This is a genomic window from Enterococcus sp. C57 (assembly GCF_040887305.1).
Taxonomy (GTDB): domain Bacteria; phylum Bacillota; class Bacilli; order Lactobacillales; family Enterococcaceae; genus Enterococcus_B; species Enterococcus_B hirae.
Genome location: NZ_JBFOFP010000003.1, coordinates 290,062 through 310,722, shown reverse-complemented (window position 1 = coordinate 310,722; position 20,661 = coordinate 290,062). Strand labels below are relative to the sequence as shown.

Below are 20,661 nucleotides of genomic sequence, written 5' to 3'. Positions count from 1 at the left end.
GCTCAAAAAATTAAAAATATGAAAAGCTATTTTCAATTTTTCGTTCTTAATTCTTGAAGCAACCCATGCTTTTCACGACCTTTACACGGCGTTCAAACATCAGCTCCTTGAAATAAGCCTGAATTTTTCAAAACATGAGAAGCTGTTTCAAAAAATTCTTTCTTATTGTCATCGGAGCTACCCGATGTTTTCACGACCTCTTACACGGCGTTCAAGAAGCAACTCCTCAGCAATAAGCGATGATTTTCTAAAATATGGGAAGCTATTTTAAAAAATCCTCTCTTATTTGCTCGGAGTTAACCGCTTCTTTCACGACCTCTTACACAGGAGAATAAATCATGCTTAATCAAAAAAGTTTTAAAGGACATCATGAAACTGGCTCGCTTTATTTAGTACCGACTCCGATTGGCAATTTAGAAGATATGACTTATCGTAGTGTACGGATATTACAAGAAGTAGACTTGATTGCCAGTGAGGATACACGAAATACCCAAAAATTACTGAATCATTTTGAGATTCAGACACCGCAAAAAAGTTTACATGAACACAACTATAAGGAACGAATTCCGCAATTGATCGCTGAGTTGATGTCTGGTCGCTCGATTGCACAGGTAAGTGATGCTGGGATGCCTTCTATTAGCGATCCAGGACATGAGCTGGTACTTGCTTGCATCCAAGCGGGGATTCCAGTAGTCGCTATTCCAGGACCAACTGCTGGGATGACTGCGTTGATTGCTTCAGGCTTGTTACCTCAGCCATTTTTATTTTATGGTTTTTTAGGAAGAAAGAAAAAAGAACAACAAACAACGTTAGAAACATTGAAAGAATACACAGCTACATTGATTTTTTACGAATCTCCTTATCGGATCAGTGCAACTTTAACGAATATGTTGACTGTTTTTGGTAACCGTCAAGTTGTTTTGTGTCGAGAATTAACAAAAATCCATGAAGAATATTTACGTGGAAGTATTGAAGAGTTATTAGACTACATTGAAGAACACCCTGTAAAGGGAGAATGCTGTTTATTGGTTGAAGGAAATACTGGAAGTGAAGAGCCACAAACACAAATTGAAGGATCATTGAAAGAACAAGTCGAACAGTTGATTGCTCTTGGGGAAAAAACAAATGCAGCTATTAAAGCTGTTGCTGTAAAAAACGGACTCAAAAAGCAAGAAGTATATCGACAATTTCACGACTTGGACTAGTTGTATCGAAAAAGATATTTTTTGAAGGATAGTTATGTCCGAATTGCATAGGAAAGAACGTTTCTTTCTTGGTAATGACCATTTGATTTCAATGAAAATTTAACTGATTTGAGACTTTTTCTAACAATTATCGAGGTGATCAATGTGAAAACATATGTAGGTTTACTTGATAAGATCAGAGTGATAAAGACGCAACCATTGCTTGTTCGGTTTACATTGGAAACCATTCATCAGCCACTTAATTGTATTGTTGCAAATGTCGAGATTGCGGATAAGTTGATGATGATGGAAGAAAGAAAATATAACATTGCTGTTACAGGACACTTGAATCGACGTAATCAGCTAGTTGTTGAGAGTTTGCAAGTGAGAAACCCAGATCAATATACACGAAATCTCAAAATCTAGAGCGAGTGCGAGAAGTACTATGAAATTAGTGCGGTGCAATGTTACCCGCAGATTTCAAATAATAAAACACCATGGAGATTGAATGAAGTTCAACCTCTATGGTGTTTTTTACGTAATGTCAACTACATGGCTAAATAAACCATAGTGAAAAAAATACTAGAACGAATTTCCAAAATTTCGCCCATAGTAAGATGAAGGTAACTTAAGCAAACCTAAGAAGTATTTTATCCTATCTAAAGGTTAGCGCGCATTAATTGTCTTCATATAGCTATAGTATAGGTTAAGACAACGATTACTGAAACAATTCTTCATAGCTGATCGTTTCATCAGAGTTATTTAACTGATCCAGCAGCGTTTCTAGTTTCGCAAAATTGATAAAGCGTGCTTGTCGTTCGACTTCTTTATTTTTATGGTAGATCAAAATAACAGGAGCAGTCAATATTTGAAAGGCACTAGCTACTTCAGGTGTTTCCACAGCATCTAAATGAAAACTAGGAAAATCATAATGATCCAATAATTTCTTCAAACGAGGAAGAACAGCATGACATACGCTGCAATTTGGCATAGATAAGTAAAGAACTACCGTTTCATCTTGTGCTAATGACTGATGTACTTCTGATAGATTCGTGGTTTTTTTCATATAAAAAACGTCCTTCCTAATCAAAACAGCCTTTCACAATAAATGTTGTGAAAGATTTCGTGAACCAATTTAATCACAATAAGAAAAAAAGTCAATTAACTTGTCTTATTTTTATCAAATAAAAGATAAGAGTTAGGTAAGAAATAGAAGTAACCTTGTTTTTTTTTAGCGAAAAGCGTATATTATTCTGGCAAATGATGTTTATAGTAAGGAGCGAAAAAATGTTTTCTTTTATACCAAATTCGGTATTGCAGATGAGTACGATTTTTCTATCAATCGTTATTGAAGCTTTACCATTTGTTCTATTAGGCTGTCTCATCTCTGGGGCACTACAAGTCTTTTTAACACCTGAGCGAGTCAAACGCTGGTTACCAGATAATCGCTTTTTATCCATTTTGACTGGTTCTGTTTTAGGATTTTTCTTTCCATCCTGTGAATGTGGGATCGTACCGATCGTTCATCAGTTTGTCAAAAAAGGAGTTCCTGTGCATACCGCTTTTGCATTTATGTTAACAGCACCTATTATCAATCCAATCGTCATTTTTTCTACTTTTATTGCATTTGGGAACTCTTGGGAAATGGCCGGTTGGCGAATGGTTGGAAGCTTTGTGGTAGCGTTGATCATTGGTATCTGGCTCGCTTATTTTCAAAAAGAAAGTGTATTGAAAACGAAGATCCAACAAACAATCGATCATAACCATCATCACAACCATCATCATGACCACACCCATGGTACCAATGAACACGAGGAGGTCAAAATTGGGAGAATCAAGCAACTTAGTCAGCAAACAGGTCATGTCCTCACACATTCAATCGATGAATTTTTTGATACGGGTCGGTATCTGATTGTCGGTGGTCTGATTGCCGCTAGTATGCAAACTTACTTGCCAACTCGTGTCATGTTGACACTGGGCTCAACCAAACTACTAGCAATTATTATCATGCTTCTTCTAGCTTTTACGATGTCCCTATGCTCGGAAGCAGATGCGTTCATCGGGTCATCCTTACTCAGCCTTTTTGGTACAGCTCCTGTGGTGGCATTCTTAGTATTTGGACCAATGGTGGATATCAAAAACCTTTTGATGATGAAACGCTATTTTAATGGTCGCTTTATTTTGATGCTCATTGGTTTGATAGCCGTTAGTGTGATTGGTTTTACATTATTTATCTAGGAGGAGCAGTATGATACGATTTTTGATATTATCTGGTTATTTTGAGCTAATGATGTATTTACAAGTATCTGGGAAATTAGATCAGTACATCAATGTTCATTATCGTTATTTGGCTATTTTATCGATGATTTTATCTGCTTTACTTGCATTGGTCCAATTGTATATTTGGGTCAAGAGTGATTCAGTAAAAGGGAAAAAACAGGTAGATGAAGAAGTACACCATCACCACGATCATGATCACGATCACGGGTTAACCAAGCCCTCACAACGAGTGATCGCTTATGTTCTGTTGGCTTTACCTGTTATTGTCGGTACTTTATTTCCAACAGTCAGTTTAGATACGACGATTGTGGAAGCAAAAGGATTCAATTTTCCAATAAGTAAGGAGTCGGTTGGAGACCCTGAAATGCAGACACAATATTTAAAGCCTGATACGAGCATTTATTTTAACAAGTCTGACTATTTGGATCAGATGAAAAAATTAAAAGAAAAATATGATGACAAACAGCTTATTAAGATCACTGATGAGAATTACTTGGAAGTCATGGAATTGATTTATAATTACCCAAGTGAATTTATTGGGAAAAAAATCTCTTATGAAGGCTTTGTGTATAAAACGCCAGATGGGGAAAAAGAAGATAATTTCTTATTCCGTTTTGGAATCATCCATTGCGTTGCTGACTCAGGTGTATTCGGTCTATTGACACATATGCCGGAAGGAACGAATGTCAAAAACGATGAGTGGTATAAAGTCGAAGGCACCATCCAATCTGACTACTATGAACCCTTCAAACGGGACATTCCAGTTGTAGAGGTCAATACTCTAACCAAAATCGAGGCGCCCAAAAATCAATATGTGTATCGGTCATTTTAAAGCAAAGACTAAAATTATTAGTGACAAAAATAACTGATGTGACAATAAAAAACCAAAGTACTTGAAAATAGCTTGTAGCTTGCCTATTTTCTAGATACTTTGTTTTTTTATTCATGGCACGATTATTTTCGCCGTTACTTTTTCATTTATGAACGTTTTTAGATGTTCTTTTTTTTCGTTTCAAAAAAATGGCTTCTCGTTTTAATTTGAAGTTTCGGATATTGTGGTTGAAGACCTCTGATAAAACGAGTCCTAAAGCAATAGCACCAGCAATCATGATCGCTTGAACTGTATAACTTGCAGCTGCCTGATACGAGCCAGTTACTAGATTTCTCACTGCTTGATAAGCCAGACCTCCAGGAACTAGTGGTACCATGCCAGGGATATTAAAGATGGTTACAGGCATTTTTAATCGTTTAGAAAAAAGATCACTGATAAATGCAACACCTAAAGAACCCAGTAACGAACCAAAAGCCGGCGTACCACCTAAGTCCACACATACCCAATAGATCATCCAGCCAAAGGCACCAGAGAGCCCGCAACAAATCAAGGCACGTCTAGGAACGTTGGTGATGATCGCAAAAGCCGCTGTGGCTAAAAAGCTAAAAGAAAATTGAATAAATAGATTCCACATCATCATGTTCCTTTCTCAATAAAAAAGTTGGAAGATAAAGGCAATCGCAAATCCGATCATTGTGGCAGTCATCATGGCCTCTGTACCACGAGAAACTCCAGAAACATAGTGTCCAGCTAGTAAATCCCGAATAGCATTTGTAATCTGTACTCCAGGAACAAGGGGCATGACACAACCGATGATGATCAAATCCTGATTGGCACCTAATCCGACACGAACGCTGAGAATAGCTGTAAGACCAATTAACAAGGAAGATAAGAACTCTGACAAAAATTTGATCCGAAAAAATTTTAAACTATATAAGTAAATCGCATAGCCGATACCGCCGATCATCAAAGTGATTGGTAAATCACTCATTTCTCCACCAAATAATACCATGATCGTTCCGCTAATCACCGCAGCACTTAAAATTTGAAGCCATACTGGGAAAAATGACCGATCTTTTTCAATGGCTTGTAAGGCAATGTAGAGATCATTCAAAGTTAACTCACCAGCAACATATTTTCTAGAAAGATTATTGACATTGACAACTTTTTCCAGATTAATGGAGCGATTGGTGATTTGTTCCATTCTAATGGTTGACGTACGGTCAAGACCAATAAACAAACCCGTTTGAGTAACATAGCTGACCAGTCGATAATTGCCAGAAGCAAGAGCGATTCGGCTCATTGTGTCTTCTACTCGGTACATCTCAGCATTGCTTTCCATCATGATTTTGCCAGCTAATAAACAAGTATCAAGTAATAAATCCAACTCTTTTTCTGTCATAATATTTTCTCCAATAGTTCATTTGTTGCTTTTATTTTACTACAAATGACTAAATAAAAGAGAAATAAATAAATACTTGAGTATGAAAAGAAAGAGGCGTATACTGATTTTTGTAAGATGCGGGTGTAGTTTAGTGGTAAAATCCCAGCTTCCCAAGCTGATGTCGCGGGTTCGATTCCCGTCACCCGCTTAAACGAACGATAAGAATGAAGAGAAACAGTATTGATCACATTTTGTTTGATCAATACTGTTTTTTGTTTTTGAGTCACAAGGCATTTTTTGCTTGATTAAGTGAAAACATACTGTTTTAAGATCAATGATTTTTTATGACGTATTCTTTTTAAGAAGAGATCAATTTTTACTTAGTATAGAGAATTAAAGGTAGAAATAAATGGAATAAAATAAGTTTAAATATTTTAAAAAAGGGGAACGTATGTTAAAGTTTAGAATAGTTGTTTAGAAAAGGAGTAAAGAAATGCAGAAAAAATCAACAAAAGCCATTATGGGTGTGGTTGTTGCTGTTTTAGCAGGGGCACTAGGACTATCAACACAAAAAAATTCAGATATCGTTCAACAAATTACTGGGTTATTTGACTCAACCCCACAAGCGTCAAAAGTAGCAGACGTACCAGAATATGATGGGAAGCATCAAGAAATTGAGATCAATCAGAATCGTCCGGATTTCACTGAAGAAGATTTGAGCTTAGCTAAAGGAACATGGCAAAGCTATTCGAATATTGATCGATTGAACCGTGTAGGTGCGGCCAATGCGTTATTGGGAAAAGACCTTTTTCCCAAAGAAAAACGCGAGCCGTTGTATATTGATCCAACTGGTTGGAAACAAAAAAAATTAAGCGATGGCCAATGGCTTTATAATCGTAGCCATTTGATTGGTTATCAATTGACTGGACAAAACAACAACATCAAAAATTTGATGACAGGTACTCGTTCATTAAATGCGCCGTATATGCTAGTCCATGAAAATGATATTGCCGCTTATATCAAAGAAACCAATCATCACGTTCGTTATCGTGTCACTCCACATTTTAAGGGGAATGAATTAGTTGCCAGAGGAGTGCAATTAGAAGCAGAAAGTATTGAAGATAAAAAAATAAAATTTAATGTGTTTATTTATAACGTTCAAGAGGGTTATGAAATCAACTATGATACCGGACAGGCGAGAAAAAAATAGCTAATGACATTTGATAGTATACGAAAAAAGTATGAACTTTTTGAAGAATTATCGAAAAAGCTTATATTTATTTAAATATAGCGTATACTTTGGTTAAGATACGATCAAGTAACTGAACATTTGATCACAAATATGTTAAAGTAATGAGAAGTCTGTTTATTAATTTAACTGGAAGTTTTTTAAGATTTATTTGTAGTTTTAAGGTAATTCGAGTAAAATAAAAGTGTAGAAGGTAAATGAATACCTTGCGGGAAAGAGGTGTAGAATCATGGGTTTTACAGATGAAACCGTACGTTTTGGTTTTGACGATAGTCGTAAAAAAGAAGTAAGTGAGACATTAGCGATCGTTTATCGGGCTTTAGAAGAAAAAGGCTACAATCCAATTAATCAGATTGTTGGCTACTTGCTTTCTGGAGACCCGGCCTACATTCCTCGTTATCGTGATGCAAGAAACTTGATACGCCGTCACGAACGCGATGAAATCATGGAAGTAATTGTTAAAGATTATCTAACAAACCATGGGGTAAGTATATGAGAGTAATGGGCTTAGATGTGGGCTCAAAAACAGTTGGTATTGCTGTTAGCGATCCATTTGGTTGGACCGCTCAAGGAGTAGAGATCATTCGTATTGATGAAGAGGCGGAAGAGTTTGGCTTTGACCGTTTGAAAGAACTAGTCGATCAATACGAAGTAGACCGATTTGTCGTAGGCTTACCTAAAAATATGAATAATACAATTGGACCAAGAGCAGAAAGCTCAATGGCTTATGGAGAAAAAATTAAAGAATTATTCTCGTTACCAGTTGAATATCAAGATGAACGACTAACCACAGTTCAAGCTGAACGAATGTTAGTTGAGCAAGCCAATACATCAAGAGCTAAAAGAAAAAAAGTGATTGATAAATTAGCTGCTGTCATGATTTTACAAAATTATTTAGACGGTTCAGGAAAAAAATTATTTTAATTTCAATGAAAAGAGGGAGACTTATGACAGAACATAACCACACACATGACCACGATCACGAAGGGCACGAGCATATCACCTTAGTAGATGATCAAGGAAACGAAACGTTATATGAAATTTTATTAACAGTTGATGGACAAGAAGAATTTGGCCGTAACTACGTATTGCTTTATCCAGCTGGTGTACCAGAAGATGAAGATGTTGAGTTGCAAGCCTATGCTTATGTCGAAAATGAAGATGGCACAGAAGGCGAACTAGAACAAATCGAAACTGATGCAGAATGGGACATGATTGAAGAAGTATTCAACACGTTCATGGCTGAAGAAGAAGAATAGTCTTAAAATGACGGCTGAACCCTTGATGGATAAGGGTTCAGCTTTTTTGTGTTTTGTTTTGACCAAGGTTATTAAAAATCGGCTCTTTGTCAAGAAGGACTGATGAGTGGAGTAAAATCAAATCTGAGTCTGAACAATCAACTCGGTTTCATCAGTCCCATAAATAATAGAGTCAAAATAGTTAAGTGTATTTTGTTTTAAGGAATGATCAAGAATAAAGTATGCAGAAAATATCTGATTTCTAGATAGGAATATAAAACCCTTCGTAGGGTACGATATAATAATAAGAGGTTCTTTGTGATGAAGTATGTGACTTGTCATTGTTTCTAAGAATGAAATGACAGATAAAGTGAATATTCTTGTCCACTTTTTCAGATGTTCAAGCGTTGTATAGATGAAAGGAGAAAATGAAATGAAACAGGAGGGAACATTTGAAGAAGTATTACTTTTATTAGGGCAAGAAGTAATCAGAGTGCTAATAGAAAAGGGGAGTACGTTGGAAGACGCAGAAGATGCTGTTTCTAAAACCTATGATACTATATTTTCTTCTCTTATCTATATGACACAGGATAATTTACGTCCTTGGTTTTTTAGAGTTTCTTTCAATAACTATATTGATCTATTCAGGAAAAAGAAGCGTGAAAAAGAGCTTATTTTTCGCTATGTTGACTCGCAGTCGAATGGAACTAATGAATCAGAAAATTTATGGATGATTATCGACTCGCTAAAAAGGCAAGAACAAGAATTACTGATTTTTAAGTATTATTATCGACTATCGTATGAGGACATCGCGAGTATGTTAAATCAAAAAGTAGAAACCGTGAAAAAACAATTATACAGAGCACGAAAAAAATTAAAGGCAAACTGGGAGGATGAGTGATGGATTTGAATAGGAGTATCAAAAAAGCCAAAAGAAAACAGATAATAATGGTCAGTTGTGTTTCAATCATAATTTTTATTACGATGTCGGGTATCTTGGTTTTTATATTAGATAAAGTCGCTACGAAAAATTATCATGAGCTAGATCAGTCGTTATTTGCTTACCAAACAATTGCGTCACCAAATACACAAATTGACTCACAAGTGATTGCTAACAGCTCAATTTTGGGCGGGGAGGTCGTAACTAACCAATCGAAAAACATTGATGGCTACATTGTACCCTGGAGTAGTTTACATAGTAAGTACAATGTTTTTGGCAACGAAGTGGACAATAATGAACGGATGACATCTTGGTATCATTCCCTTAAAAATTCATATGAATATAATCGTCAAACCAAACAAAAAGTCGCCACATTCTACAATCCGACGATTGAAAACTATTATGGTGGGGTGAAAAATGAATTAGCGGATTTAAAAAGCACGGATGATTTACTTGCAGAAGTAGCGATTTCCTTTGATCGGCCCTATCGCTATAGTGAAGTGAAAAAAATGTTTCCGGAAAATGTCAATGTTGTCTGGTTGTATTTGTTTTCTGAAGAGAGAGACGAAAGCAAAGGACGTTCCGGTATGCCAACGTATGGTTTTCAGTTAAGTTTTGATGAAAAGAATCAGCTGATTGATGCAGAAGCAGATAAAGATTATTTTTTCAGCTCATTTGAATCACACGTTTCTTCTGTGAATAATAAAGCAATGGTAAATTTTCTAAAGGAAAACGAAAATAAGAAAGTAGATGACCTAGAAGTCTTAGGAGTAATGATTACAGGACAAGCAAAGAATTTAGCAGAACTAAAAGACAAACCCTTTGTTAGAGGCAGTTCTGTTGGTGTAACAGTACCGATTGTTCCATACATTGAACCAGAAAAATAGTAAGCTATCCTAAACAAGGAAATTGATTTAGTTCGTTTTATTTTATAAAGGTAAACAGAGGGTGTTCAGAAGACAACGGATTTCTGGACACTTTTGTTGTAATCGAATATGAAGTGTATCCTATTCTTTTTGTGTCTATAAACACTCAAACAAAGTTCATTAAATGTTTAGATGTGCTGCAAGTTTTTTAATTGCTTTATTTTTAGTCGCTTGGCTAAGGTTAACCCTCGGTGTCCTTTTTTTGTTAACAGCCAACTGATGAATGTAGGTCATCTAATACAATAGAAGAATAGAGTTATAACAGGTATTTAAATATCGTATTTCTTCTGAAAAATAAAATACTCCAAGCAAGAGAGAAACTCTCATTGCTTAGAGTATTCGCAAGCCCTTATTTTGATGAACTTTTCCAATTCTCGTATTGTTCTTTCAACTTCTTGATATACCAAGGGATTCGTTCAGGATTGTTGCTCAGAAAAGTCAAAGCATTTTCTTCAGATTCAACAATTTTTTTATCAATCACATAGGCAAATTTTTGTATGTCCATTTCTAACTTATCAATATCACTTATGAAAAATAGTTGTCCGTTAGTTTTGGCGGTCTTATTTAATGAACTCCATTTTATTTGTTTATTTTCATATGAACTATCATTAGACTGATTGTTTTCAAAACGAAATTTTATTTTTTTATTCATAAGCTTCCTCACCCTTTATATTCATCCTAATTTTTTGGTTTCAAGAAATATTTCATTAAGATAGATTGGTTAGACTTATCTTTTTAAGTTATTTTAATTCTTTTTGTTAGTTGGAATTCTCTTTATTTGATAACATATTCATTTTGGCTCAATTTTTTTAAAAAGGTTTTAATTTTTGAATTTAGATAGTATCGGTATATTTCCGCTACAATTTTCGGATAGCGATAGGTGCATGCTATTTCTACCAAATGAGTATAGATATCATAGAGTACAAGCCTAATCTTATCTTCTTGACTAAACGTAAAATGATCATTTATCACTTTACTGTAACCTGAGATGAAATTTGGATCTTTTTCTAATCTATCTAACATGAATGAAGGGAATGTGGCTAATGGATCTCCGAAAAAGAATCGTTCAAAATCAATGATACCTGAGATAGTCAACTTTTCTTTTTTGGGTGCCAAATATATGTTTCCAGTCCACATATCATAATTAACAAGCTTAGGTATTTGAATTTCATCTAGCAACTCTTTTCTTTGTTCTATAGCAGATAAGATTTCAGTATACGGAATTTTGTATCCGTGCTGTCGCGCATCCTCTAACAAATCGCTAACCATAGCCGTAAATGCTTCACTCCAAGATGTGTAACGATAATGACGTTCTTCTTTGATATAGCCAAACCATTCGCCTTCAATCCCATGTAATTTAGCATTTATTTTCCCGAGTTTTTTCATCAATTCAGGTCTTGATTTATTTAAAAGCAAGTAATTAGAAAAATAGTTGGACCAAGTTTTTCCTTTAACACACTCTAATAGAATGTAATTATAAGGAATCACTTTTCTTGAAAAATCATATGCATACATTTTGGGTACAGGGACATGATGATCTTGGAGCAACTGATAAACATAAACTTCTGTGTAAAGTCCGCCTTTTTCTAACAAAGGTAAACCAGCACTTTCGTCAGGTGCAGTCTTTAATACTACTCCGTTGCGTAATTCTTGGGTGCCTTTTATTAGGTAGACTGTATTCAGCGTTCCTTCCTTAAATTGCTTGATACTCGTAACTTCAGAATGTTTAAATTGTTTGTATATAACTGTTTTGATTTGTTCATTTGTTAGCGCATTTTTTGTTGAAATCTTCATACCTTCCTCCATACGTTACTTGCAATAATTTAGTTTCTTCATTCGTCGAAAGAGCATTGATACCAAGCCCTTAGATTAGGCTGCAAATTGGCTATTATATAAATCAGCATAGAACCCATTTTGACGAATCAATTCTTCATGATTCCCTTGTTCAATAATCGTTCCTTTGTCCATGACCAGAATATGATCAGCATCTTGAATTGTTGAAAGACGATGTGCGATGATAAAACTTGTACGGTTTTTCATCAGGGCATCCATTGCTTTTTGAATTTCAGCTTCCGTACGTGTATCTACGCTAGAAGTTGCTTCATCTAAAATTAGAATTGCTGGATCTGCAAGAATAGCTCTAGCTATAGTTAGTAATTGCTTTTGTCCAACAGAAATATTTGATGTTTCATCATCCAAAATAGTTTGATAACCATCAGGAAGGGTACGTATAAAATGATCGATTCGTGCAGCTTTAGCGGCTTTGATAATCTCAGTTTCTGGAGCATCTCTTTTTCCATAAGCAATATTTTCAGCAATAGTACCCGAGGATAGCCAAGTATCTTGGAGAACCATCCCAATGATCGAACGCAATTCTTGACGAGTCATTTCCGTTATATTGACATTATCGATAGAAATCTTACCTCCATTTAATTCATAAAACCTCATGATTAAGTTAACTAATGTTGTTTTGCCAGCACCTGTAGGACCAACGATGGCCACTTTACTTCCCGCTTTAACATCAATATTGATGTTATCCATCAACATCATGTCTTCTTTGTAGCCGAAACGAACATTTTCAAAACGCATTTGTCCTTTGACTTTAGGTAAGCTAATGCGTTTGTTCGTTTCAGGAATTTCTTCTATTTCATCTTCTATTTGATAGATCCGCTCAGCAGCGGCAATAGCTCCTTGAAGTGAATTAGAGATATAGGCAAATGTAGACACTGATTCAGATACTTTTTCAATATATTGTAAAAACGCTTGAATATACCCAATTGAAATACTTCCATTTAAAACAAGAATTGCCCCGCCAATTGCGATTACAACATAGCCTAAATGGTTCATAAATTGGATGATTGGATTGATGACGTAAGTAATGAACTTTGCTTTTTTTTCTTTCTGACACAGATCTTCATTTAAAGACGCAGTATTCTGAATCATTTCATCTTGGATATTAAACGCCTTAATAATTATATTTCCTGTGAATGCTTCTTCGATCTGAGCATTCATGTTTCCCAAAGCTTTCTGGTTCTCAGCATGAGCAACCTGTGTTTTTTTCGTGAACATTGAAGCAATTACCAGACTCAAGAACACAGTGCCTAGTACAATCAAAGACAGCAAAGGACTAATCATAAACATGATGAACAAGGCACCAATCATTGCTACAAATGAAGAAAGCAGTTGAGAAATTCCATCTTGTAAGGTTGTCGAAACTTTTTCAAGGTCGCTAGTGATACGACTGGATATATCTCCTTTTTTATGTGTATCATAAAATCGAAGTGGCACTCTATTCAGTTTTTCACTAATTCGTTTTCTCATTGAAAGCGTGACATTTTCTGCAACACTTGCCAAGACATATTGTTGCAGATAACTAAACAAAGCTCTGGCGGAAAAAATACTAACTAGCAATAGCAGCAACGTATTCATTGAGTGTATGCCTATTGTAAATGCGTTACTTGTTTGTACAGGTAATTGAACTTCTTGGGCAATAAGATTGATAGCCTGAGCTAATAACAAAGGATAAACTATACTCAGTAACGAACTAATCCCTACACCTATAAGAGTTAATAGTAGTTTCCATTTTTGTCCCATGAGATCAGTGTACAGACGAGAAGTTGTTTTTTTCACACTCTTTATTTTTGATGGATTTCCATTTACGGTCGTGTTACTCATGCGATATCCTCCTTGCTAAACTGAGAATCAACGATTTGTTTATAAGGTAAGCAAGTCTCTAATAAAGTCTGATGGGTGCCAATACCTGCTACTTTACCTTCGTCCAAAACAATGATTTGGTCGGCATCGATAATTGTATTGATTCTCTGAGCTACAATAATCATAGCGGCTTCTCTTGTTTCCTTTTTCAAGAGTGACCGAAGTTTCGCATCCGTCTTATAATCTAGGGCTGAAAAGCTATCATCAAATACATATAACTCAGGCTTTTTAATTAATGCACGTGCAATGGCTAGTCTTTGTTTTTGTCCACCAGAAAAATTATTTCCTCCTTGTGCTACTGATGTTTCAAATCTATCATTTAAGCTGTTAATGTAATCATTGACCTGAGCAATTTTACAAGCATGAGTGATTTCCTCATCTGTTGCATCTTTCTTACCATGTTTAAGATTATCTAAAATCGTGCCACTGAATAAAAAAGCTTTTTGAGGCACATAGCCAATTTCCTCTCGGAGGGCTGCACTAGATAAATTTTTGATATTTTTCCCTTTATAGGAAATAGTTCCTGTATAAGAGTGATAAAATCCCATAAGTAAACTTGCGATTGTTGATTTTCCAGAACCTGTACTTCCAACGATAGCTGTAGTTTGACCTTTCTTTACACTAAAACTAATGTCTTCCAACACTGGTTCTTCAGCATTTGCATAACCGAAAGACACTTTATCAAATTTGATTACTTCCGTTACTTCATCAGTTTCATTGATAGAAGTCTCTGAGGAATCATCTACCTCGACATTTAAAACAGCTAGTATCCTATCTGCACTTATTTTTGCTTTCGGAAGGCTAGTGATTCCTGCAAGTCCCATGATCAATGACATAAGAATGATAGAAGAGTATCCGATGACGGCAATGATATCTCCTAATTGCATTGATCCATTGGTTACTCTGATATTTCCTAGATAGACAATCAACAATGTAGAAAAATTCATGATAAGCGTAATGATCGGCATGAGGATGGCAAATAGTTTATTTATACTAACTGCTGTTTTATTGTAGTCAAAAAAGGATTTATCCATACGGCTCTTTTCATAATCCATACGATTAAAGGCACGAATGACTCTGACACCAGTAATTTTTTCCCTAATATTCTTATTCATCTTGTCAAAAAGCGTTTGCTGTTTTGCTAGAAGAGGAATCGCTTTTTTGCTAATTAAAAAAGCTAAGAAAAGAATGACCACCATGATTCCCATGATGCTGATTGCTAAACCAGTATCTTTTGAAAAAGTGAGAACTAATCCAGCAATTGCCATGAAAGGAGCGGGTAAGAGCATTTCAACTGATGAAGAAAAAGCTTCTTGGATTTTTGTTACATCGCTGGTATTTCTACTGATCATTGAAGCTGGCCCGAAATCATTGAATTTATCTATTGATAGATTTTGTGCTTTTTGAAATAACGCATTTCGAAGGTCACGGCCTAGATAGGCAGAAATTTTTGAAGAAAGATAAGTACCAAAGATGGAAAAACTCATGATAGTAAGTGCTACCAAAATCATCAGCGTACCAATTTTCCAGATATAATCTAAATCCCCTTGAAGAATACCATTATCCACAATATCTGCAGTGAGGGTAGGGATATATAATGTTCCAAATCCTTGTATGAAAACACATAAGATCATTACTATAGTTTCTTTATAATATGACTTTAAGAAGGAAAATAATTTTTTCATGATTCATTTCTCCTTTTTAAGTAATCTTCTAAAGAGAAAAAGAGTTCATTGGAAAATCTCTCAAAATCATCAATAAAAGTTGGTGCAATTTTCATAGTTTCTTGAAGGGCTTTATTTTCAATCTCATATACCGGTTTTAATACTTCTTGGGCATAGAGGAGACCTTTTTCAGTTAAACAGATTTGTAATTCACGTTTTTTCCCAGGAATATTTTTAAGAGTAATGTATCCATCTGATTCACATTCTTTGATCAGCGTATTGATTGTTGTTTTGGGAAATGACCAATCCTCGCAGATTTGTTTCTGTGAATGGAATTCTCCATCGTCTAAAACATATAAGAGCCAAAATAAATTTTCTTTGACACCAGATAATTTTGAAATTTTCCAATAAACACCATCAAGTGTAGAAGTTATTTTTCCAATTCGTTGATTCGTGTGTTTTTCAGCCATTTATGAACCTCTCCTTTATAATCCTAATTCGTACTTATGATAATAATACGAATTCGTACTAATGTCAATGATAGAATTTAGTCTTTTGATAGGGTTCTTTGTTTTTATTATTAGAGAATAATAGTTGGTCGAAAAAAATAAGAAGTGACTAGTATAACGACTGGATTCATAAGAATGGAGGACACATTTCTAGTAGGGGAAATTTGAATGCTAAAACAATTTCTTAAAACGACTGAATTAGGACTTAGTAGATGTGAGGAATGGAATAGGATATTTATTGAGGACACATTTGATTGTTTTTCTTTACTGGAGGGATCAAATGAGGGAAATGAAGGGGGAAAAATGAAAAGATGTTGGTGAACTTCACCAACATCAAAACGTATAAAGCCATTCTATATAGAGCCATTCTATATAGAGCATTCCTTAACTGAAAAACTGTTTTATTTCTAGTGATATTTTGGAGTGACAGCTTTCAATATTTAGTCAGTTGGCAAACATAGTAATCAAATGTACTTTTCTTTTCAAAGCCCATGTTTACATATAAATCATATGCAATTTGATTGGTTGCGTCGACTTCTAAATAAATTTCTTTTTCTTCTTTGATTAATAATTCTTGGATCAAACGGTTCAAGCAAAGTTTACCTAACCCTTGACCACGAAAAGCCGGTGCTACGACTAAGCCGTAGATACCATAGGAAGATAGATCCTCTTCGATTCGGGCACAAGCAATCAGTTGATTTTCTTTATGAAAAACAACTGTTTTCTCTAAATCTTCAGATGACAATGGAGGAACCGTTGCCCCAATTTCTCCTAATTGGAGTTGGGCAATTAGGGAAGATTCCTTTAGAGTAGCTTTTTGTGGTCGATAAGGAGAATCTAGCTGTTTAAATTTGTTTGGCTGAAGAATCAACCGATACTCAGTAAACTGTTTGTTCAATTCTTTTTTCGACTCAAAGTAATTTTTCAAAAAAAGGTCACGTGGATCAGTGATGTAAAGAATCGTTGTTCGACCGATGGTTTGAGCGAATCGCATTATTTCATCAAGTAGTTGTTGTAAAAAAGCCAAATTTTCATGCACAATCATTGTCACTTCTAGTTCGCTCTCATCATAAAAACTTAAAAAAGCATAGGCAATAAGTGTCTCTTCTTTAAAACAAAGGACATGACGGATCTGGTCGTTCGTTTGTTCAGCAAAATCAGGAGCTAGTTTAAACTGGCAGTGACGCTGCTGTTCGATCTGTTCTTTCAATTCACGGATCGTTTGCTTGGCATCAGGTTGTAGCTGTCTTGTGATAAATACTTTCATTTATTTTCCCCAATCAAAAGATTTTTCTCATCTTATCTTATTTTTTTATCCAACACAATAGGAAAATGAAACACGGTAGTTGATCGTTTCTTCATTTGTTGATGGAACCAGAAAAATTGGCAATGGTATTCCACTAGGATGTTATACAAACGCTGTGCTCATAAAAATATAGTTTATAAGGAAAATTGACATATAAATAAAATTTATGATAGGTATTAGTTTTGACTATATTCTTTTCTCACGCCTATACTTCCCTTGTTACTAAAACCTAGGAGGAATTAGCTATGTTGACAGGATTAAACTTATTAAATAATCCATTTTTAAATAAAGGAACAGCTTTTACGAAGGAAGAACGTGCGAAATATGGGATTACAGGTATGTTGCCAAGCACAGTCCAAACGTTAGAGGAACAATCGATTCAAGCATACGGACAATATTTGAGTAAACAAAGTGATCTTGAAAAACGGATCTTTTTAATGAATTTATTCAATACAAATCGGACACTCTTCTATAAATTAATGGGACAACATTTAGTTGAGTTTATGCCAGTTGTTTATGATCCAGTCGTTGCGGATTCAATCGAACAATACAATGAAATTTTCTTAAAACCGCAAGATGCTGCGTTTCTTTCAATTGATGAACCAGAAAATATCAAAGCAAGTTTACAAAATGCTGCGGACGGTCGAGACATTCGCTTGATCGTGGTGACTGATGCAGAAGGAATCTTAGGTATGGGTGACTGGGGAGTCAACGGTGTAGATATTGCGATCGGTAAATTGATGGTTTATACAGCAGCTGCTGGAATCAACCCTGCCCAAGTATTACCTGTATCAATTGATGCAGGAACAAATAATGAAGAATTACTAAATAATCCATTGTATTTAGGAAATCGCCATCGTCGTGTGACAGGACAAAAATATTATGAATTTATCGATCAATTCGTTGATGCAGCAACGGATCTTTTCCCAGAACTATTACTACATTGGGAAGATTTTGGACGAGGAAATGCTGCAACGATCTTAGAAAAATATGAAGATAAAATCACTACTTTCAATGATGATATCCAAGGAACAGGGATTGTTGTTCTTGCTGGTGTACTAGGTGGACTGAATATTTCTGGAGAATCATTGAAAGACCAAACTATTTTGACTTTTGGAGCCGGTACTGCGGGCGTAGGTATTGCCAATATTCTATTAGACGAAATGATTCGTCAAGGTGTATCAGAAGAAGAAGCTCGAAAACACTTTTATCAAGTAGACAAACAAGGGTTATTATTTGAAGATACAGAAGGTTTGACTCCAGGACAAATTCCTTTTGCTCGAAAACGATCTGAATTTACTAATTCTGCTGAACTAACAACTTTAGAAGCGGTCGTAAAAGAAATTCATCCAACAATCATGATTGGGACATCGACTCAACCAGGTGCGTTTACGGAAGAAATCGTTAAGGAAATGGCAAGCCATACACCACGTCCAATCATCATGCCATTGTCTAATCCAACGAAATTAGCGGAAGCGAAAGCCAAAGATTTAATTGAATGGACTGATGGGAAAGCATTAGTAGGAACTGGGATTCCGGCAGCAGACGTGGAATATCAAGGAGTAACTTATCAAATCGGACAAGCAAACAATGCGTTGATGTATCCAGGGTTAGGACTTGGTTTGATTGCTTCAACGGCTACACGTGTGAATGCTGAGATCATTTCTCAAGCAAGTCGTGCATTAGGTGGAATCGTTGATGTTACACAACCAGGCGCAGCAATTTTACCTCCAGTTGCGAAGATCACTGAATTTTCTCAAACAATTGCAGAAACAGTAGCGAAATCTGTTGTTTCTCAAAAATTGAATCGTGAAGAAATCACTGATATCAAAGCAGCAGTGGAATCTGCTAAATGGGTACCAGAATACCAAGAGTTAGACAAATAAACTTGACCAAATTTCTAAAACAAAGTGAATGAAGGATTAGTTGAGCACAATCATACACAGAGTACGTTAATCGGTGAAAGGAAAGCAGCTGATTAGATGCAACGAGGTGAAAAATGGGAATCATCTGATGAAGAAGCTATAAAAATCAGATATTGAACTATTTTTCAACGTACCTCAGCCTTTCACCGTGCTTTTTTATTCAGAAAGGATCTGTATGAATGACACAAAGAGAAGAATCAACTACAAAAGTTGAAGAAAAAACAAAAGAAGGATTTTGGACAACTAAGATTACTGGAGTAAGTCTTCCTATCTATTTTGTTATGGTATTAGTCCTGATCGTTGCAATGGCACTTGGGAAATTACCAACGAATATGATTGGTCCGATCGCTGTTCTAGTGATATTCGGGAATTTATTTCATTTTATTGGTACAAAAATCCCAATCGTTAGAAGTTATCTAGGTGGAGGTTCCGTATTTGCGATCTTTGCCTCAGCTGCAATTGCGACTTTTGGTATATTACCAGAATACGTGGTGAAAGCTACTGAAAATTTTGTAAGTAACATGGGTTTCTTAGATTTTTATATCGCAGCTTTAATCACTGGGAGTATTTTAGGGATGAACCGTAATTTACTAATGAAAGCATCGGTACGTTTCATTCCAGTAGCACTTATTTCAATGATTGTCTCGTTTTTTGCTGTTGGTCTAGTTGGAATGTTAATTGGTAATGGGTTTGGACGTTCCGTACTGTATATCTCTTTACCAGCAATGGCTGGAGGAGTTGGAGCTGGCGCAGTTCCATTATCTACGATTTATGCGAACGTCTTAGGAACGAATGCTTCCTCTATTATTTCTCAATTACTCCCAGCTACAGCAATGACTAATGTCTTAGCCATCATTGGAGCAGCTTTGGTTGCTCGTGCAGGAAAATCAATGCCTAAATTGAATGGTGAAGGCAAACTTATGGCAAAAGGCGATCTTGGTGACGGTAAACCACGGAATGTGAAACCATCGATCCCCCAATTAGGTGTAGGTCTAATGGTGTCATTGACATTCTTTATTTTAGGACAAATCGGCAACTACTTTGTGCCAAAAATCCATGCGTATGCATTCATGATTATCATTGTCGTGATTTGTAAAATTACAAATCTCTTACCTGATTATTATGAGGATGCAGCAATTATGTTCAATAATCTGATCGTTAAGAATTTAACAGCAGCTGTCCTTGCAGGAATAGGGATTGCGCTATTGAATCTAAATGTCTTAGCTTCAGCGTTAACTTGGCAATTCGTTGTTTTATGTTTGACAAGTGTTGTAGCAATCTCGCTCACTTCAGGATTCGTGGGACGTTTATTCGGTTTGTACCCAGTTGAATCAACCATTACAGCTGGTTTGTGTAACAACTCAATGGGTGGTACAGGAAACGTAGCAGTATTATCTGCGGCTAATCGAATGGAACTGATTGCTTTTGCGCAAATGGGGAATCGTTTAGGCGGTGCAATCGTCTTGATCATTTCAGGATTTTTGATGCAACTATTTTCTTAAGGAACGAA

21 protein-coding genes and 1 tRNA gene are annotated in these 20,661 nt (G+C 35.7%); 13 read left to right on the top strand and 9 right to left on the bottom strand.

From position 1 onward, the window contains the following. Positions 1-338 precede the first annotated feature (338 nt). Entirely contained in the window at positions 339-1,205 is an 867-nt protein-coding gene (gene rsmI, locus AB5M32_RS05285; RefSeq protein WP_010718684.1) for a 16S rRNA (cytidine(1402)-2'-O)-methyltransferase, read from the top strand. Between the two features lie 144 nt (positions 1,206-1,349). Next, positions 1,350-1,610 (top strand): hypothetical protein, encoded by a 261-nt coding sequence (locus tag AB5M32_RS05280; RefSeq protein WP_002328071.1) that lies wholly within the window; start codon positions 1,350-1,352, stop codon positions 1,608-1,610. Positions 1,611-1,902: 292 nt separating this feature from the next. On the opposite strand, the gene AB5M32_RS05275 is transcribed toward AB5M32_RS05280, so the two are convergent. Beyond that, positions 1,903-2,250 carry a thioredoxin family protein gene (locus AB5M32_RS05275; RefSeq protein ID WP_178285748.1) on the bottom strand — a complete coding sequence of 116 codons (348 nt, stop codon included), beginning with the start codon at positions 2,248-2,250 and terminating at the stop codon, positions 1,903-1,905. A gap of 221 nt (positions 2,251-2,471) precedes the next feature. On the opposite strand from AB5M32_RS05275, the gene AB5M32_RS05270 reads away from it, so the two are divergent. Next, positions 2,472-3,422 carry a permease gene (locus AB5M32_RS05270; protein WP_034710704.1) on the top strand — a complete coding sequence of 317 codons (951 nt, stop codon included), beginning with the start codon at positions 2,472-2,474 and terminating at the stop codon, positions 3,420-3,422. Positions 3,423-3,432: 10 nt separating this feature from the next. After that, complete coding sequence (locus AB5M32_RS05265) at positions 3,433-4,296, top strand: TIGR03943 family protein (RefSeq protein ID WP_010718682.1); 864 nt, start codon at positions 3,433-3,435, stop codon at positions 4,294-4,296. A gap of 142 nt (positions 4,297-4,438) precedes the next feature. Here AB5M32_RS05265 and AB5M32_RS05260 read toward each other — a convergent pair whose 3' ends face one another. Together AB5M32_RS05260 and AB5M32_RS05255 are read right to left on the bottom strand one after the other, a co-directional pair. Then, positions 4,439-4,930: a threonine/serine exporter family protein gene (locus AB5M32_RS05260; protein ID WP_063627444.1), complete on the bottom strand. Its 492-nt coding sequence runs from the start codon at positions 4,928-4,930 to the stop codon at positions 4,439-4,441. A 15-nt stretch (positions 4,931-4,945) separates the two neighbouring features. After that, positions 4,946-5,698: a threonine/serine exporter family protein gene (locus AB5M32_RS05255; protein ID WP_010718680.1), complete on the bottom strand. Its 753-nt coding sequence runs from the start codon at positions 5,696-5,698 to the stop codon at positions 4,946-4,948. A 119-nt stretch (positions 5,699-5,817) separates the two neighbouring features. On the opposite strand from AB5M32_RS05255, the gene AB5M32_RS05250 reads away from it, so the two are divergent. From AB5M32_RS05250 to AB5M32_RS05220, 7 genes are all read left to right on the top strand, one after another. Beyond that, positions 5,818-5,888 (top strand) — tRNA-Gly (locus AB5M32_RS05250). Positions 5,889-6,173: 285 nt separating this feature from the next. After that, entirely contained in the window at positions 6,174-6,890 is a 717-nt protein-coding gene (locus AB5M32_RS05245; protein WP_010718679.1) for a DNA/RNA non-specific endonuclease, read from the top strand. Between the two features lie 268 nt (positions 6,891-7,158). Next, a complete protein-coding gene (locus tag AB5M32_RS05240) occupies positions 7,159-7,425 on the top strand; it encodes an IreB family regulatory phosphoprotein (protein WP_010718678.1) in 267 nt (88 codons plus the stop codon). After that, positions 7,422-7,853: a Holliday junction resolvase RuvX gene (gene ruvX / locus AB5M32_RS05235; RefSeq protein ID WP_010718677.1), complete on the top strand. Its 432-nt coding sequence runs from the start codon at positions 7,422-7,424 to the stop codon at positions 7,851-7,853. Before AB5M32_RS05240 ends, ruvX begins: the two co-directional genes overlap by 4 nt. Before the next feature lie 23 nt (positions 7,854-7,876). Next, positions 7,877-8,188 carry a DUF1292 domain-containing protein gene (locus AB5M32_RS05230; protein WP_010718676.1) on the top strand — a complete coding sequence of 104 codons (312 nt, stop codon included), beginning with the start codon at positions 7,877-7,879 and terminating at the stop codon, positions 8,186-8,188. Positions 8,189-8,600: 412 nt separating this feature from the next. Beyond that, positions 8,601-9,068, top strand: a complete 468-nt coding sequence (locus tag AB5M32_RS05225; protein ID WP_010738038.1) for an RNA polymerase sigma factor — start codon at positions 8,601-8,603, stop codon at positions 9,066-9,068. Beyond that, positions 9,068-9,994, top strand: coding sequence for an anti sigma factor C-terminal domain-containing protein (locus AB5M32_RS05220; RefSeq protein WP_178285751.1), 927 nt, complete (start codon positions 9,068-9,070; stop codon positions 9,992-9,994). Before AB5M32_RS05225 ends, AB5M32_RS05220 begins: the two co-directional genes overlap by 1 nt. A gap of 388 nt (positions 9,995-10,382) precedes the next feature. Here AB5M32_RS05220 and AB5M32_RS05215 read toward each other — a convergent pair whose 3' ends face one another. From AB5M32_RS05215 to AB5M32_RS05190, 6 genes are all read right to left on the bottom strand, one after another. Continuing rightward, positions 10,383-10,685 carry a hypothetical protein gene (locus tag AB5M32_RS05215; protein WP_010718673.1) on the bottom strand — a complete coding sequence of 101 codons (303 nt, stop codon included), beginning with the start codon at positions 10,683-10,685 and terminating at the stop codon, positions 10,383-10,385. A gap of 122 nt (positions 10,686-10,807) precedes the next feature. Further along, positions 10,808-11,827, bottom strand: coding sequence for a phosphotransferase family protein (locus tag AB5M32_RS05210; protein WP_161298825.1), 1,020 nt, complete (start codon positions 11,825-11,827; stop codon positions 10,808-10,810). 75 nt (positions 11,828-11,902) lie between these two features. Then, positions 11,903-13,708 (bottom strand): ABC transporter ATP-binding protein, encoded by a 1,806-nt coding sequence (locus tag AB5M32_RS05205; RefSeq protein ID WP_178285753.1) that lies wholly within the window; start codon positions 13,706-13,708, stop codon positions 11,903-11,905. Further along, positions 13,705-15,432 carry an ABC transporter ATP-binding protein gene (locus AB5M32_RS05200; protein WP_178285755.1) on the bottom strand — a complete coding sequence of 576 codons (1,728 nt, stop codon included), beginning with the start codon at positions 15,430-15,432 and terminating at the stop codon, positions 13,705-13,707. Before AB5M32_RS05200 ends, AB5M32_RS05205 begins: the two co-directional genes overlap by 4 nt. Further along, complete coding sequence (locus AB5M32_RS05195) at positions 15,429-15,881, bottom strand: MarR family winged helix-turn-helix transcriptional regulator (RefSeq protein ID WP_010718669.1); 453 nt, start codon at positions 15,879-15,881, stop codon at positions 15,429-15,431. The genes AB5M32_RS05200 and AB5M32_RS05195 overlap by 4 nt, the downstream gene beginning before the upstream one ends. 472 nt (positions 15,882-16,353) lie before the next feature. After that, positions 16,354-17,187 carry an N-acetyltransferase gene (locus AB5M32_RS05190; RefSeq protein ID WP_178285757.1) on the bottom strand — a complete coding sequence of 278 codons (834 nt, stop codon included), beginning with the start codon at positions 17,185-17,187 and terminating at the stop codon, positions 16,354-16,356. A 284-nt stretch (positions 17,188-17,471) separates the two neighbouring features. Here AB5M32_RS05190 and AB5M32_RS05185 point away from each other — a divergent pair, with 284 nt between their 5' ends. Continuing rightward, positions 17,472-19,112 carry a malolactic enzyme gene (locus AB5M32_RS05185; RefSeq protein ID WP_010718666.1) on the top strand — a complete coding sequence of 547 codons (1,641 nt, stop codon included), beginning with the start codon at positions 17,472-17,474 and terminating at the stop codon, positions 19,110-19,112. 218 nt (positions 19,113-19,330) lie between these two features. Beyond that, positions 19,331-20,653 (top strand): 2-hydroxycarboxylate transporter family protein, encoded by a 1,323-nt coding sequence (locus tag AB5M32_RS05180; RefSeq protein WP_010718665.1) that lies wholly within the window; start codon positions 19,331-19,333, stop codon positions 20,651-20,653. Positions 20,654-20,661: the final 8 nt, after the last annotated feature.

Coding starts and splice junctions, on each gene's coding strand:
- rsmI (WP_010718684.1), top strand. CDS start 339: ATGCTTAATCAAAAAAGTTTTAAAGGACATCATGAAACTGGCTCGCTT.
- AB5M32_RS05275 (WP_178285748.1), bottom strand. CDS start 2,250: ATGAAAAAAACCACGAATCTATCAGAAGTACATCAGTCATTAGCACAA.
- AB5M32_RS05270 (WP_034710704.1), top strand. CDS start 2,472: ATGTTTTCTTTTATACCAAATTCGGTATTGCAGATGAGTACGATTTTT.
- AB5M32_RS05265 (WP_010718682.1), top strand. CDS start 3,433: ATGATACGATTTTTGATATTATCTGGTTATTTTGAGCTAATGATGTAT.
- AB5M32_RS05260 (WP_063627444.1), bottom strand. CDS start 4,930: ATGTGGAATCTATTTATTCAATTTTCTTTTAGCTTTTTAGCCACAGCG.
- AB5M32_RS05255 (WP_010718680.1), bottom strand. CDS start 5,698: ATGACAGAAAAAGAGTTGGATTTATTACTTGATACTTGTTTATTAGCT.
- AB5M32_RS05245 (WP_010718679.1), top strand. CDS start 6,174: ATGCAGAAAAAATCAACAAAAGCCATTATGGGTGTGGTTGTTGCTGTT.
- AB5M32_RS05240 (WP_010718678.1), top strand. CDS start 7,159: ATGGGTTTTACAGATGAAACCGTACGTTTTGGTTTTGACGATAGTCGT.
- ruvX (WP_010718677.1), top strand. CDS start 7,422: ATGAGAGTAATGGGCTTAGATGTGGGCTCAAAAACAGTTGGTATTGCT.
- AB5M32_RS05230 (WP_010718676.1), top strand. CDS start 7,877: ATGACAGAACATAACCACACACATGACCACGATCACGAAGGGCACGAG.
- AB5M32_RS05225 (WP_010738038.1), top strand. CDS start 8,601: ATGAAACAGGAGGGAACATTTGAAGAAGTATTACTTTTATTAGGGCAA.
- AB5M32_RS05220 (WP_178285751.1), top strand. CDS start 9,068: ATGGATTTGAATAGGAGTATCAAAAAAGCCAAAAGAAAACAGATAATA.
- AB5M32_RS05215 (WP_010718673.1), bottom strand. CDS start 10,685: ATGAATAAAAAAATAAAATTTCGTTTTGAAAACAATCAGTCTAATGAT.
- AB5M32_RS05210 (WP_161298825.1), bottom strand. CDS start 11,827: ATGAAGATTTCAACAAAAAATGCGCTAACAAATGAACAAATCAAAACA.
- AB5M32_RS05205 (WP_178285753.1), bottom strand. CDS start 13,708: ATGAGTAACACGACCGTAAATGGAAATCCATCAAAAATAAAGAGTGTG.
- AB5M32_RS05200 (WP_178285755.1), bottom strand. CDS start 15,432: ATGAAAAAATTATTTTCCTTCTTAAAGTCATATTATAAAGAAACTATA.
- AB5M32_RS05195 (WP_010718669.1), bottom strand. CDS start 15,881: ATGGCTGAAAAACACACGAATCAACGAATTGGAAAAATAACTTCTACA.
- AB5M32_RS05190 (WP_178285757.1), bottom strand. CDS start 17,187: ATGAAAGTATTTATCACAAGACAGCTACAACCTGATGCCAAGCAAACG.
- AB5M32_RS05185 (WP_010718666.1), top strand. CDS start 17,472: ATGTTGACAGGATTAAACTTATTAAATAATCCATTTTTAAATAAAGGA.
- AB5M32_RS05180 (WP_010718665.1), top strand. CDS start 19,331: ATGACACAAAGAGAAGAATCAACTACAAAAGTTGAAGAAAAAACAAAA.